At 62.6% G+C, this 12,416-nt stretch carries 14 protein-coding genes and 1 tRNA gene; all 15 read left to right on the forward strand.

Annotated elements, in window-relative coordinates; all coding sequences use genetic code 11:
* The 15 genes from HNP55_RS17230 (at position 1) to nuoK (ending at position 12,412) form a co-directional block, all read left to right on the forward strand.
* The gene (locus HNP55_RS17230) at positions 1-987 is read left to right on the forward strand and encodes an NAD(P)H-quinone oxidoreductase (RefSeq protein WP_184302115.1); all 987 of its coding nucleotides are present in this window, start codon (positions 1-3) and stop codon (positions 985-987) included.
* Between the two features lie 24 nt (positions 988-1,011).
* Positions 1,012-1,752, forward strand: coding sequence for a triose-phosphate isomerase (gene tpiA / locus HNP55_RS17235; protein WP_184302117.1), 741 nt, complete (start codon positions 1,012-1,014; stop codon positions 1,750-1,752).
* A gap of 64 nt (positions 1,753-1,816) precedes the next feature.
* Positions 1,817-2,191, forward strand: coding sequence for a preprotein translocase subunit SecG (secG, locus tag HNP55_RS17240; RefSeq protein ID WP_184302120.1), 375 nt, complete (start codon positions 1,817-1,819; stop codon positions 2,189-2,191).
* Positions 2,192-2,397: 206 nt separating this feature from the next.
* Positions 2,398-2,482: transfer RNA gene (locus tag HNP55_RS17245), tRNA-Leu, on the forward strand.
* A 215-nt stretch (positions 2,483-2,697) separates the two neighbouring features.
* Positions 2,698-3,057: an NADH-quinone oxidoreductase subunit A gene (locus HNP55_RS17250; protein WP_184302123.1), complete on the forward strand. Its 360-nt coding sequence runs from the start codon at positions 2,698-2,700 to the stop codon at positions 3,055-3,057.
* A gap of 134 nt (positions 3,058-3,191) precedes the next feature.
* A complete protein-coding gene (locus HNP55_RS17255; protein WP_046113908.1) occupies positions 3,192-3,668 on the forward strand; it encodes a NuoB/complex I 20 kDa subunit family protein in 477 nt (158 codons plus the stop codon).
* Positions 3,669-3,701: 33 nt separating this feature from the next.
* Positions 3,702-4,295, forward strand: coding sequence for an NADH-quinone oxidoreductase subunit C (locus HNP55_RS17260; RefSeq protein WP_184302125.1), 594 nt, complete (start codon positions 3,702-3,704; stop codon positions 4,293-4,295).
* Positions 4,296-4,297: 2 nt separating this feature from the next.
* Complete coding sequence (locus HNP55_RS17265; protein ID WP_184302128.1) at positions 4,298-5,551, forward strand: NADH-quinone oxidoreductase subunit D; 1,254 nt, start codon at positions 4,298-4,300, stop codon at positions 5,549-5,551.
* A 15-nt stretch (positions 5,552-5,566) separates the two neighbouring features.
* The gene (gene nuoE, locus HNP55_RS17270; RefSeq protein WP_184302131.1) at positions 5,567-6,076 is read left to right on the forward strand and encodes an NADH-quinone oxidoreductase subunit NuoE; all 510 of its coding nucleotides are present in this window, start codon (positions 5,567-5,569) and stop codon (positions 6,074-6,076) included.
* 14 nt (positions 6,077-6,090) lie between these two features.
* A complete protein-coding gene (gene nuoF, locus HNP55_RS17275; RefSeq protein WP_184302134.1) occupies positions 6,091-7,434 on the forward strand; it encodes an NADH-quinone oxidoreductase subunit NuoF in 1,344 nt (447 codons plus the stop codon).
* A gap of 36 nt (positions 7,435-7,470) precedes the next feature.
* Positions 7,471-9,804 carry an NADH-quinone oxidoreductase subunit NuoG gene (gene nuoG, locus HNP55_RS17280; RefSeq protein ID WP_184302137.1) on the forward strand — a complete coding sequence of 778 codons (2,334 nt, stop codon included), beginning with the start codon at positions 7,471-7,473 and terminating at the stop codon, positions 9,802-9,804.
* 13 nt (positions 9,805-9,817) lie between these two features.
* A complete protein-coding gene (nuoH, locus tag HNP55_RS17285) occupies positions 9,818-10,876 on the forward strand; it encodes an NADH-quinone oxidoreductase subunit NuoH (protein ID WP_184302139.1) in 1,059 nt (352 codons plus the stop codon).
* Positions 10,877-10,887: 11 nt separating this feature from the next.
* Positions 10,888-11,385 (forward strand): NADH-quinone oxidoreductase subunit NuoI, encoded by a 498-nt coding sequence (gene nuoI / locus HNP55_RS17290; protein ID WP_184302141.1) that lies wholly within the window; start codon positions 10,888-10,890, stop codon positions 11,383-11,385.
* 68 nt (positions 11,386-11,453) lie between these two features.
* Positions 11,454-12,101 carry an NADH-quinone oxidoreductase subunit J gene (locus tag HNP55_RS17295; protein ID WP_184302144.1) on the forward strand — a complete coding sequence of 216 codons (648 nt, stop codon included), beginning with the start codon at positions 11,454-11,456 and terminating at the stop codon, positions 12,099-12,101.
* Positions 12,101-12,412 (forward strand): NADH-quinone oxidoreductase subunit NuoK, encoded by a 312-nt coding sequence (nuoK, locus tag HNP55_RS17300; protein ID WP_124450575.1) that lies wholly within the window; start codon positions 12,101-12,103, stop codon positions 12,410-12,412. Before HNP55_RS17295 ends, nuoK begins: the two co-directional genes overlap by 1 nt.
* Positions 12,413-12,416: the final 4 nt, after the last annotated feature.

The following is a 12,416-nucleotide window of genomic DNA, read 5'->3' on the forward strand; positions in this document are numbered from 1 at the left end:
ATGCAAGCTATCGCCATCAGCCGCCCCGGCGGCCCCGAGGTGCTGCAGCTCATCGAGCGCCCCGACCCCCGGCCGGGGGCAGGGGAGTGCTTGATCGCGGTTGAGGCCTATGGCATCAACCGCCCCGATGTGCTGCAGCGCAAGGGTGTGTATCCGCCCCCGCCCGGCGCCAGCGACCTGCCTGGCCTGGAGGTGGCGGGCCGCATTCTTGCGGGCGATGCCGAGGCCCTGGCCGCGGCGGGTTTCAAGCTGGGTGACGCGGTCTGTGCCCTGGTGCCGGGCGGTGGCTATGCCCAGCTGTGCGTGGCGCCGGTGGGACATTGCCTGCCGGTCCCGGCGGGCTGGAGCATGGCCGAGGCCGCCAGCCTGCCCGAGACCTGCTTCACCGTCTGGTCGAATGTGTTCGAGCGGGCGGGCCTGCAGCCGGGCGAGACCTTGCTGGTGCATGGCGGCAGCAGCGGCATCGGGGTAACGGCCATCCAACTGGCCAAGGCCCTGGGCTCACGGGTCATCGTGACCGTGGGCAGCGAGGCCAAGGCTCAGGCCTGCCTGGCCTTGGGCGCCGATGTGGCGATCAATTACAAGCAGCAGGACTTTGTGGCCGAGGTGAAGGCCGCCACGGGTCAGCGCGGTGTGGACGTTGTTCTGGACATGGTGGCCGGCTCCTATGTGGAGCGCGGTGTGCAATGCCTGGCCGACGATGGCCGCATGGTCATCATCGCGGTGCAGGGCGGTGTGGAGGCCAAGTTGGATGCCGGTGCCGTGCTGCGCCGGCGTTTGACGATCAGCGGCTCGACCTTGCGGCCGCGCTCGCTGGCCTTCAAGGCTTCCATTGCCCGCGCGCTGCGTGAGCGAGTCTGGCCCTTGCTGGAGGCGCGTCAGGTGGTGCCGGTGGTCTACCGCCAGCTGCCCGCCGAAGAGGCGGCGGCAGCGCACGCCTTGATGGAGTCCGGCGAGCATGTCGGCAAGATTGTTTTGAGTTGGTGATAAAGAGATTTGGGGGATAGGGCAATGCGTAAGAAATTGGTCGTCGGCAACTGGAAGATGCATGGCAATCGCAGCGCCAATGCGGCCTTGTTGGCTGGGCTGAAGGAGGCTGGGCCATGGAATGCTGATGTGGCGGTTTGCGTGCCTTTCCCTTACATCGCCGAAACCGCCTTGGCGCTGACCAGCCAGGCCATCGCCTTTGGTGCGCAAGACTGCTCGGCGCAAGAGCAGGGCGCGTTCACGGGTGAGGTGTCCTCGGCCATGTTGGCCGATCTGGGTTGCCGTTATGTGATCGTCGGCCACTCCGAGCGCCGCGCATATCACCATGAGAGTGATCAATTGGTGGCCGACAAGGCCAAGGCCGCGCTGGCGCATGGCGTGACGCCGATTGTGTGCGTGGGCGAGACGCTGGTCGAGCGCGAGGCGGGTCAAACCGAGTTGGTGGTCAAGCGTCAACTGGCGGCTGTGATCCACACGCTGACGCATTGCATCGGTGAGATCGTGCTGGCCTATGAGCCGGTGTGGGCGATTGGTACCGGTCTGACGGCCTCGCCCGAGCAGGCCCAGGCGGTGCACGCGGTGCTGCGCAAGCAATTGCAGGCAGCGACGCAAAAGGCCGATGCCATGCGCATTCTGTACGGCGGCAGCGTCAAGCCCGATAACGCGGCTCAGCTGTTTGCCTGTGCCGATATCGATGGTGGCCTGATTGGCGGGGCGGCTTTGAAGACGGCGGACTTCAGCGTGATCTGCCGCGCCGCGAGCTGAATTTATTGAGCCTGTTCGCCCGGTGGCGAAGAGCTGATTTCTGAGATTTTTTGGAGTTTTTGAGATGCAATTCTGGATGAATTTGGTGTTGGTGGTTCAGCTGCTGAGCGCCCTGGTGATGATTGGCCTGGTCTTGGTCCAGCATGGCAAGGGGGCCGATATGGGGGCCTCTTTTGGCAGCGGCGCCTCGGGCAGTTTGTTCGGCGCTACTGGCAGTGCCAACTTCCTGTCGCGCAGCACGGCCGTCTGCGCCACGGTCTTCTTTGTCTGCACCCTGGCCCTGGCCTATATGTCCAATAGCCGCAGCGGCCAGACTGGCAATGAAACGATTCTCGACAAGGCTGCTCCCGCTGCGGCTGCCGCCTCTGGCGCCGCCGCCATCCCCGGCGCCGCGCCTGCGGTGATTGCTCCGGCAGTTGCTCCCGCTGCCTCGAAGTAAGCGGCGCCGTCTGCCGCAGGCGCAGGAGCTGCTTGCTTCGGGTGCCTGCTGCAGTGGCCTGCATGCGCAAGCTCAAAAAACGCTGAGAATTTGTTGCGAATTAGCCGAAAGGGCAGGATTTTCGGTATAGAATTTGAGGCTGGCTAGATAGCAAGACGCGAGTCAATCCTCAGGTAAATCTAGTCGAAATCGAGAGTTAATAAATAGCCGTCGTGGTGAAATTGGTAGACACGCTATCTTGAGGGGGTAGTGGCGAAAGCTGTGCGAGTTCGAGTCTCGCCGACGGCACCAGATCATCGGTTAGTATTCTTGGGTTGGAGCCCGTGAACTACTTGCCAAAGCGCCTCGTCGCAGAGTTTGCTTGAACCTAGTTTGAGTCTGTTCTGCAGGGGACCCGAGCGGGCGCAGTCCGTAAGCGAGAATTCGCTGGCGGCGCGCCCGTTGCTTTTTGTGGTAACTGCTGTGAATCGCCTGGAGGCGTAAGGCAGCTTTAGAGAGCGTCACCCATGAACTTGGATCAGTACCTGCCCGTCATCCTCTTCATCCTGGTCGGCGCAGGCGTCGGCGTGGCGCCTCAAGTGCTCGGCGCATTGCTCGGGCCCCATCGGCCGGATCAGGCCAAAAACTCCCCCTATGAATGTGGCTTCGAGGCCTTTGAAGACGCGCGAATGAAATTCGACGTCCGCTATTACCTCGTGGCCATTTTGTTTATTTTGTTTGACCTGGAAATTGCGTTCCTGTTTCCCTGGGCGGTTTCGCTCAAGGAAATCGGTGCAACTGGTTTCTGGGCCATGATGATTTTCCTGGGCATTCTGGTCGTGGGTTTCGCCTACGAGTGGAAAAAGGGCGCCCTGGACTGGGAGTGATTGTTGGTCTCTCGTCCTGGGGCTGCTTCGGGCGCGCCCTGGCGAGGACGCCGGCCTTGGTGCCGGCATTGCGGGCAAGCTGAGGAGCGGCCCGGCGCTCGGCCCGCGTGGCCTAGTCAGATTGGAAGCTCGATATGGGTATCGAAGGCGTTTTGAAAGAAGGCTTTGTCACCACCTCGGTTGACAAGCTGATCAACTGGTCCAAGACCGGTTCCCTGTGGCCGATGACTTTCGGTCTCGCCTGCTGTGCGGTCGAAATGATGCACGCAGGCGCTGCGCGTTATGACATCGACCGTTTTGGCATGTTGTTCCGCCCCAGCCCGCGTCAGAGTGACCTGATGATCGTGGCCGGCACCCTGTGCAACAAGATGGCTCCCGCGCTGCGCAAGGTCTATGACCAGATGGCCGAGCCGCGCTGGGTCTTGTCCATGGGTTCCTGTGCCAACGGTGGTGGCTACTACCACTACAGCTATTCGGTTGTGCGTGGCTGCGACCGCATCGTGCCGGTCGACGTTTATGTGCCGGGCTGTCCGCCCACGGCCGAGGCCTTGCTCTACGGCATCTTGCAGCTGCAAGCCAAGATCCGGCGCGAAAACACCATCGCGCGTTGAGCTGAACCTCAAGGCTGAAAAGGTCCCTCACAGATGAGCAAACTTGACACCCTCAAAGCAGCGCTCGAAGCAGCGCTTGGCGAGAAGATTCAAAACCTGAAGACCGAGTTTGGCGAGATCACCGTCCAGGTGAGCGCCGCCGACTACGCGGCCGCAGCCAAGATCCTGCGCGACCACTCGGAGCTGCGTTTCGATCAGCTGATCGATCTTTGCGGCCTGGATTACAGCAGCTACAAAGACGGCGCTGTTGAGGGCCCGCGTTATGCCGTGGCCGTGCATCTGCTGTCGGTCAACAAGAACTGGCGCGTGCGGCTGAAGGTTTTCTGCCCCGATGATGATTTCCCCTGCGTCGCTGCGCTGACGCCGCTGTGGACCTCGGCCAACTGGTTCGAGCGCGAGGCCTTTGACCTGTTCGGCATCATCTTCGAGGGCCACGAGGACCTGCGCCGCATCCTGACCGACTACGGTTTCATCGGCCACCCGATGCGCAAGGACTTTCCCACCACGGGCAATGTGGAAATGCGTTACGACGCCGAGGCGCGTCGCGTGATCTACCAAGCGGTCACGATCGAGCAGCGTGAGATCACGCCGCGCGTCATTCGCGAAGACAACTACGGCGGACACTGAGCATGGCCGAGATCAAAAACTACACCCTGAACTTCGGTCCCCAGCACCCCGCCGCCCACGGCGTTTTGCGTCTGGTGCTGGAGTTGGATGGCGAAGTCATCCAGCGCGCCGACCCGCATATCGGTCTGCTGCACCGCGCCACCGAGAAGCTGGCCGAGAGCAAGACCTATATCCAGTCGCTGCCCTATATGGACCGCCTGGACTATGTGTCCATGATGTCCAACGAGCATGCCTACTGCCTGGCCATCGAGAAGATACTGGGCGTGCAGGTGCCGCTGCGCGCGCAATACATCCGCGTGATGTTTGCCGAGATCACACGTCTGCTCAACCACCTGCTGTGGCTGGGCGCGCACGGCATCGACTGCGGCGCGATGAACATCCTGATCTACGCCTTCCGCGAGCGTGAAGATCTGTTCGATATGTACGAGGCCGTCTCCGGCGCGCGCATGCATGCGGCTTACTTCCGTCCGGGTGGCGTCTACCGCGACCTGCCGGATTCGATGCCTCAGTACCAGGTCAGCAAGATCAAGAACGCCAAGACCATTGCGATGCTCAATGAGAATCGCTCGGGCTCTTTGCTGGACTTCATCGATGACTTCTGCAAGCGCTTCCCCAAGAACGTCGACGACTACGAAACCCTGCTGACCGACAACCGCATCTGGAAGCAGCGTACCGTGGGCATCGGCGTCATCTCGCCCGACCGCGCCCTGAATCTGGGCTTCACCGGCGCCATGTTGCGCGGCAGCGGCGTGGCCTGGGACCTGCGCAAGAAGCAGCCCTACGACGTCTACGACAAGATGGACTTCGATGTGCCCGTCGGCACGAATGGCGACACCTACGACCGCTATCTGGTGCGCGTCGAGGAAATGCGTCAGAGCAATCGCATCATCAAGCAATGCGTGGACTGGCTGCGTGCCAATCCTGGCGCTGTCATCACCGATGACCACAAGGTGGCGCCGCCCTCGCGTGTCGACATGAAGTCGAATATGGAGGAGCTGATCCACCACTTCAAGCTCTTCACCGAAGGCTTCCATGTGCCCGAAGGTGAGGCCTATGCCGCCGTCGAGCATCCCAAGGGCGAGTTCGGCATCTACATCGTCAGCGATGGTGCCAACAAGCCTTACCGCCTGAAGATCCGCGCCCCGGGCTTCTCGCATCTGGCTGCGCTGGACGAGATGTCGCGCGGCCACATGATTGCCGACGCGGTGGCCGTGATCGGCACCATGGACATTGTTTTCGGCGAGATTGATCGTTGATTTGGACACCTTGCTATGAGCACTGACACCTATCATTTGAGTGAAGCGACCGCCGCGCGTTTTGCTCGCGAAGTCGCCAAGTACCCGGCCGACCAGAAGCAGTCGGCCGTGATGGCTTGCCTGGCCATCGTGCAGCAGGAGATTGGCTTTGTCTCGCGCGCCAGCGAGGACGCCATTGCCGACTACCTCGGCATGCCGGCCATCGCCGTGTACGAGGTCACGACCTTCTACAACATGTACAACCAGCGCAAGCTGGGCAAGTTCAAGTTGAACGTCTGCACCAATCTGCCCTGCCTTTTGCGTGACGGCCAATCTGCACTGAACCATCTGTGCAGCAAGCTGGGCGTGGAAGAGGGCGGCACCACGGCCGACGGCCTGTTCACCGTGCAGAAGAGCGAGTGTCTGGGTGCCTGCGCCGACTCGCCGGTGATGCTGGTGAACGATAGGCAGATGTGCAGTTTCATGAGCCCTCAGCGTCTCGACGAATTGGTCGACACCCTGCGCGCGCATGCGGCCAAGAACTGAAGGACAGGCACACCATGTTGGATCTCTCCAAATTTCAGTCCACGGGCCAAGAAACCTGCTTCCATGACCGTCATATCGGCGCGCAAATCTACGCCGGTCTGGATGGCAAGAACTGGGGCCTGAAGGACTACGAAGCACGCGGTGGCTATGCGGCCCTGCGCAAGATCTTGAAGGGCGAGGGCGCGCCCGAAGGCAGCCCCCTGACTCAGGACCAGGTGATTGCCGAGGTCAAGGCCTCCGGCCTGCGCGGCCGTGGCGGTGCGGGCTTCCCCACCGGCCTGAAGTGGAGCTTCATGCCCCGCCAATTCCCCGGCCACAAGTATCTGGTTTGCAACTCGGACGAGGGCGAGCCCGGCACTTGCAAGGACCGCGACATCCTGATGTTCAACCCGCACATCGTCATCGAAGGCATGATCATTGCCGCCTTCGCGATGGGCATTCGGGTGGGCTACAACTACATCCACGGCGAGATCTTCGAGGTCTATGACCGCTTCGAAGCCGCCTTGGAAGAGGCGCGTGCCGCCGGCTATTTGGGCGACGACATCCTGGGCTCGGGCTTCAGCTTCCAGCTGCATGCCCACCACGGTTTTGGTGCCTATATCTGCGGCGAGGAAACCGCCTTGCTGGAGTCGCTGGAAGGCAAGAAGGGCCAGCCGCGCTTCAAGCCGCCGTTCCCGGCCAGCTTCGGCCTCTACGGCCGCCCGACCACCATCAACAACACCGAGACCTTTGCCGCGGTGCCCTGGATCATCCGCAACGGTGGCCAGCCTTACCTCGAGATCGGCAAGCCCAATAACGGTGGCACCAAGATCTTCTCGGTCTCCGGCGATGTGGAGCGGCCCGGCAATTACGAGATCCCGCTGGGCACGCCCTTCAGCAAGCTGCTGGAACTGGCCGGCGGCGTGCGCAAGGGCCGCCAGCTGAAGGCGGTGATCCCTGGCGGTTCGTCCTCGCCCGTGCTGACGGCCGGGGTCATCATGGACTGCACCATGGACTACGACTCCATCGCCAAGGCCGGCTCCATGCTGGGCTCGGGCGCGGTGATCGTGATGGACGACAGCCGCTGCATGGTCAAGAGCCTCTTGCGCCTGACCTATTTCTACTCCCACGAGTCTTGTGGCCAGTGCACGCCTTGCCGCGAAGGCACGGGTTGGATGCACCGCGTGGTCGAGCGCATCGCCACCGGCCATGGCAAACCGGAAGACATTGATCTGCTGAATTCCGTGGCGGACAACATCCAGGGCCGCACCATTTGCGCCCTCGGTGACGCGGCGGCCATGCCGGTGCGCGCCATGATCAAGAATTTCAAACAGGAGTTCGTTCAACTGATCGAACAGCCCCAGAAGGCTGCGGCCTAACTTAACGCTAGGCCGCAGGACTGGACAGGACAGGACATGATTGAAATCGAACTCGACGGGCAGAAGCTAGAGGTCAAGGAAGGCAGCATGGTCATGCATGCCGCCGAACAGGCCGGTACCTACATCCCGCATTTCTGCTATCACAAAAAGCTCTCCATCGCCGCCAACTGCCGCATGTGCCTGGTCGATGTGGAGAAGGCGCCCAAGCCCATGCCGGCCTGCGCCACGCCGGTCACGCAAGGCATGATCGTGCGCACCAAGAGCGAGAAGGCCTTGAAGGCCCAGCAGGGCGTGATGGAATTCCTGCTGATCAACCACCCGCTGGATTGCCCCATCTGCGACCAGGGCGGTGAATGTCAGCTGCAAGATCTGGCCGTGGGCTATGGCGGCAGCAAGTCGCGCTACACCGAAGAAAAGCGCGTGGTGTTCCAGAAGAATGTGGGCCCGTTGATTTCCATGCAGGAAATGAGCCGCTGCATCCACTGCACCCGCTGCGTGCGCTTCGGCCAGGAAATCGCCGGCGTGATGGAGCTGGGCATGGCCCACCGCGGTGAGCATGCAGAGATCCAGACCTTTGTCGGCCGCTCGGTGGACTCCGAGTTGTCGGGCAATATGATTGACATCTGCCCGGTCGGCGCCCTGACCAGCAAGCCCTTCCGCTACAGCGCCCGCACCTGGGAGCTGTCGCGCCGCAAGAGCGTCAGCCCGCATGATTCGACCGGTGCCAATCTGATCGTCCAGGTCAAGAACAACCAGGTGATGCGTGTCGTTCCGCTGGAGAACGATGCCGTCAACGAATGCTGGATCTCCGACCGCGACCGCTTCTCCTACGAGGCCCTGAACAGCGACGCCCGCCTGACCCAGCCCATGATCAAGCAGGGTGGGGCTTGGAAGACCGTCGACTGGACCACGGCCCTGGAATACGTGGCCAATGGCATCAAGGTCATCAAGGCCGAGCACGGTGCCGCCGGTTTCGGCGCCCTGGCCTCGGCGCAGAGCACGGTGGAAGAGTTGCACCTGCTGGCCGCCCTGGTGCGTGGCATCGGCAGCGAGAACATCGACCACCGCCTGCGCCACGCCGACTTCGCCAACACGGCGCCCGCCGGCCAGGCCCAATGGCTGGGCAGCTCGATTGCCGCGCTGTCCGAGCTGGACCGTGCCCTGGTCGTCGGCTCCTTCCTGCGCAAGGATCATCCGCTGTTTGCCCAGCGCCTGCGCCAAGCCGCGCGTCGCGGTGCCCAGATCAGCCGCATCGGCGCCAGCGCCGATGACTGGCTGCTGCCCATTGCCACCGAAGTCACCAGCGCGCCCAGCGCCTGGCTGCAAGAACTGGCGGCGGTCGCTGCATCGATTGCAGGGGCGAATAGCGTGAGCGCGCCGGTCGTCGCTCAGGCCAGCGAGGCTTCGAACGCCATCGCCGCTTCGCTGCTGTCCGGCCAGCGCAAAGCCATTTTGCTCGGTAACGCCGCCGCTCAACATCCTCAGGCCGGCGCCTTGCTGAGCCTGGCTAACTGGATTGCTGCGCAGACCGGCGCCACGGTCGGCTATCTGAGCGAAGCCGCCAACACGGTGGGTGCGCAACTGGCCGGCGCGCTGCCCCGCGCAGGCGGCCTGAACGCCGCGCAAATGCTGAGTGGGGAAGGTCAGGCCCTGAAGGGCTTGCTGCTCTTGAACACCGACCCGGTGCTGGACAGCGCCAATGCGGCCGCTGCCGCCAAGGCCCTGGCCGCCACCGATATGGTGGTGGTGATGAGCCCCTTCAAGACCGGCCTGGAATACGCCGACGTGTTGCTGCCGACCGCGCCCTTCACCGAGACCTCGGGCACCTTCGTCAATGCCGAAGGCCGTGCGCAGAGCTTTGTGGGCGTGGCCAAGGCCCTGGGCGAAACCCGCCCGGGCTGGAAGATTCTGCGCGTGCTGGCCAATCTGCTGGCACTCGATGGCTTCCAGCAGGAAAGCTCGGAGCAAGTCCGCGCCGAAGCACTGGGTGTGGACACCGATCTGTCGGCCAAGCTGAGCAATGCCTCCAGCGCCGCGATCGAGCTGCGCACCGCAGGCGAAGGCCTGGAGCGCCTGGCCGATTTGCCCATCTACGCGGCCGATCTGCTGGTGCGCCACGCCGGATCGCTGCAGCTGACGGCCGACGCCCGCCAGGCTGCCGTGGCCAGCCTGCCGCAAGCGCTATGGACCCAGCTGGGCCTGAACGCTGGCGACAGCGTGCGGATCAGCCAGGACGGCGCCGGCTCGGTGCAAATCCCGGCCAAGCTGGATGCCAAGCTGCCGGCCCATGTCGTGCGCGTGCCGCAAGGCCTGCCCGAGACGGCGGCCCTGGGCGCGGCGTTTGCCGGCCTGAACGTGACCAAGGTGTGAGGCGAGAACAGCAATGATTGATACCCTCTACCAAACTGGTGCCGGCCTGCTGGGCGGCGCATGGCCCGTGGTGTGGACCCTGATCAAGATCATCGCGGTCGTCGCACCGCTGATGATTTGCGTGGCCTACCTGACCTTGTGGGAACGCAAGGCCATCGGCTGGACCCAGATCCGTCCGGGCCCCAACCGCGTGGGCCCCTACGGCCTGCTGACCCCCATCGCCGACGCGGTGAAGCTGATCTTCAAGGAAATCATTCTTCCCTCGGCCGCCAACAAGGGCCTGTTCTTCCTGGGCCCCATCATGACCATCATGCCGGCCCTGGCCGCCTGGGCCGTGATCCCCTTCGGCCCCGAGGTGGCGCTGGCCAATGTCAATGCCGGCCTGCTGCTCTTGATGGCCATCACCTCGATCGAGGTCTACGGCGTCATCATCGCGGGCTGGGCCTCCAACTCCAAGTACGCCTTCCTGGGCGCGCTGCGTGCTTCCGCACAGATGGTCAGTTACGAAATCGCCATGGGCTTCTGCCTGGTGGTGGTGCTGATGGTCAGCGGCACGATGAATATGAGTGCCATCGTGCTGCAGCAAGGGCAGGGCATGTTTGCCGATATGGGTCTGGGCTTCCTGTCCTGGAACTGGCTGCCCCTGCTGCCCATTTTCGTGGTCTTCTTCATCTCGGGCCTGGCCGAAACCAACCGCCACCCCTTCGACGTGGTGGAAGGCGAATCGGAAATCGTGGCCGGCCATATGGTCGAGTACTCGGGCATGTCCTTCGCCATGTTCTTCCTGGCCGAGTACGCCAATATGATTCTGGTCTCCATCCTGACCGTGACCCTGTTCCTGGGTGGTTGGATGTCGCCGGTGGCCTTCCTGGACTTCATCCCCGGCTGGATCTGGCTTGGCATCAAGACCTTCGTGGTTGTGACTCTGTTCCTGTGGGTGCGCGCCACCTTCCCGCGCTACCGCTATGACCAGATCATGCGCCTGGGCTGGAAGATCTTCATCCCCGTGACCCTGGTCTGGCTGGTCGTCGTCGGCCTGTGGATCCAGTCCCCGTTCAATATCTGGCAGTGAGGAGGAAACCCATGTCTGCAGTGAGTTCCTTCATCGACACGCTCAAGAGCTTCATGCTGCTTGAGCTGTTCAAAGGCATGGCCCTGACCGGCCGGCATTTTTTCTCGCGCAATATCACCGTGCAGTTCCCGGAAGAGAAGACGCCTCTGAGCCCTCGCTTCCGTGGCCTGCATGCACTGCGCCGCTATGAGAACGGCGAAGAGCGTTGCATCGCCTGCAAGCTCTGCGAGGCCGTGTGCCCGGCCATGGCCATCACCATCGAGTCCGATGTGCGGGACGACGGTTCGCGCCGCACCACCCGCTACGACATCGACCTGACCAAGTGCATCTTCTGCGGCTTCTGCGAGGAGAGCTGCCCGGTGGACTCCATCGTCGAGACCAGTATTTTTGAGTACCACGGCGAAAAGCGCGGCGACCTCTACTTCACCAAGGACATGCTCCTGGCGGTGGGTGACAGGTACGAGCCCCAGATCGCTGCCCAGAAGGAGGCCGACGCCAAGTACCGCTGAGGCTGGCAAGACCTGACCCCGGCGGGCAGGTCTTGATGAGTCCCAAGTGTTGTTCTTGCAGGAATCGCATGGAAATCACTACCGTTCTGTTCTACCTGTTCTCGGCCGTGTTGCTGGGTTCGGCCTTCCGGGTCATCACGGCGCAAAGCACCGTGCATGCCGCCCTGTTCCTGATCCTGGGCTTCTTCAATGCAGCCTGCATCTGGATGCTGCTGAAGGCCGAGTTCCTGGCCATCACCCTGGTGCTGGTCTATATCGGCGCCGTCATGGTGCTCTTCCTCTTCGTCGTGATGATGCTGGACATCAATAGCGACAAGGTCCGCCAGGGCTTCTGGCGCCATCTGCCGCTGGCCGGCCTGGTGGGTGCCTTCGCTGCGCTGGAAATGTCCTTTGTGCTGATGGGCGGTTTCCGCCTGAATGCAGCGCCTGAGGCCAGCGCCGTCGCCCTGCAACTGGGCAATAGCAAGCTGCTGGGCATCGCGATCTACACCCAGTATCTGTATCCGCTGGAAATCGCGGCCGTGCTGCTGCTGGTGGCCATCATCGCCGCCATCGCCCTGACCTTGCGTGAGCGCAAGGACTCGCGCAGCCAGAACGCCGGCGTGCAAGTCCGCACCAAGAAGGCCGACCGCCTGCGCATCATCAAGATGGCGCCTAGCGTCGAAGCGCCGGCTGCTGATGCAGCGGCCGCCGAGAACAATAAGGGAGCCGCATGATGGCTGCAATTACTCTGGGCCATTTCCTGACCCTGGGCGCGATTTTGTTCGCCCTGTCGGTGGTCGGCATCTTCATGAACCGCAAGAACCTGATCGTGCTGCTGATGGCGATCGAGCTGATGCTCTTGGCGGTGAACCTGAACTTCGTCGCCTTCTCCCACTATCTGGGCGATATGGCAGGTCAGGTGTTTGTGTTCTTCATCCTGACCGTGGCCGCGGCGGAATCGGCGATTGGCCTGGCCATTCTCGTCGTGCTATTCCGTAACCGCGCCACCATCAATGTCGATGAACTTGACGCGCTGAAGGGCTGATCGC

This window comes from Roseateles oligotrophus (assembly GCF_014204525.1).
Taxonomy (GTDB): domain Bacteria; phylum Pseudomonadota; class Gammaproteobacteria; order Burkholderiales; family Burkholderiaceae_C; genus Paucibacter_A; species Paucibacter_A oligotrophus_A.

What these genes read in the sequence shown, in the direction of transcription:
- HNP55_RS17230 (WP_184302115.1), top strand. Translation starts at nt 1, where the DNA reads ATGCAAGCTATCGCCATCAGCCGCCCCGGCGGCCCCGAGGTGCTGCAG.
- tpiA (WP_184302117.1), top strand. Translation starts at nt 1,012, where the DNA reads ATGCGTAAGAAATTGGTCGTCGGCAACTGGAAGATGCATGGCAATCGC.
- secG (WP_184302120.1), top strand. Translation starts at nt 1,817, where the DNA reads ATGCAATTCTGGATGAATTTGGTGTTGGTGGTTCAGCTGCTGAGCGCC.
- HNP55_RS17250 (WP_184302123.1), top strand. Translation starts at nt 2,698, where the DNA reads ATGAACTTGGATCAGTACCTGCCCGTCATCCTCTTCATCCTGGTCGGC.
- HNP55_RS17255 (WP_046113908.1), top strand. Translation starts at nt 3,192, where the DNA reads ATGGGTATCGAAGGCGTTTTGAAAGAAGGCTTTGTCACCACCTCGGTT.
- HNP55_RS17260 (WP_184302125.1), top strand. Translation starts at nt 3,702, where the DNA reads ATGAGCAAACTTGACACCCTCAAAGCAGCGCTCGAAGCAGCGCTTGGC.
- HNP55_RS17265 (WP_184302128.1), top strand. Translation starts at nt 4,298, where the DNA reads ATGGCCGAGATCAAAAACTACACCCTGAACTTCGGTCCCCAGCACCCC.
- nuoE (WP_184302131.1), top strand. Translation starts at nt 5,567, where the DNA reads ATGAGCACTGACACCTATCATTTGAGTGAAGCGACCGCCGCGCGTTTT.
- nuoF (WP_184302134.1), top strand. Translation starts at nt 6,091, where the DNA reads ATGTTGGATCTCTCCAAATTTCAGTCCACGGGCCAAGAAACCTGCTTC.
- nuoG (WP_184302137.1), top strand. Translation starts at nt 7,471, where the DNA reads ATGATTGAAATCGAACTCGACGGGCAGAAGCTAGAGGTCAAGGAAGGC.
- nuoH (WP_184302139.1), top strand. Translation starts at nt 9,818, where the DNA reads ATGATTGATACCCTCTACCAAACTGGTGCCGGCCTGCTGGGCGGCGCA.
- nuoI (WP_184302141.1), top strand. Translation starts at nt 10,888, where the DNA reads ATGTCTGCAGTGAGTTCCTTCATCGACACGCTCAAGAGCTTCATGCTG.
- HNP55_RS17295 (WP_184302144.1), top strand. Translation starts at nt 11,454, where the DNA reads ATGGAAATCACTACCGTTCTGTTCTACCTGTTCTCGGCCGTGTTGCTG.
- nuoK (WP_124450575.1), top strand. Translation starts at nt 12,101, where the DNA reads ATGGCTGCAATTACTCTGGGCCATTTCCTGACCCTGGGCGCGATTTTG.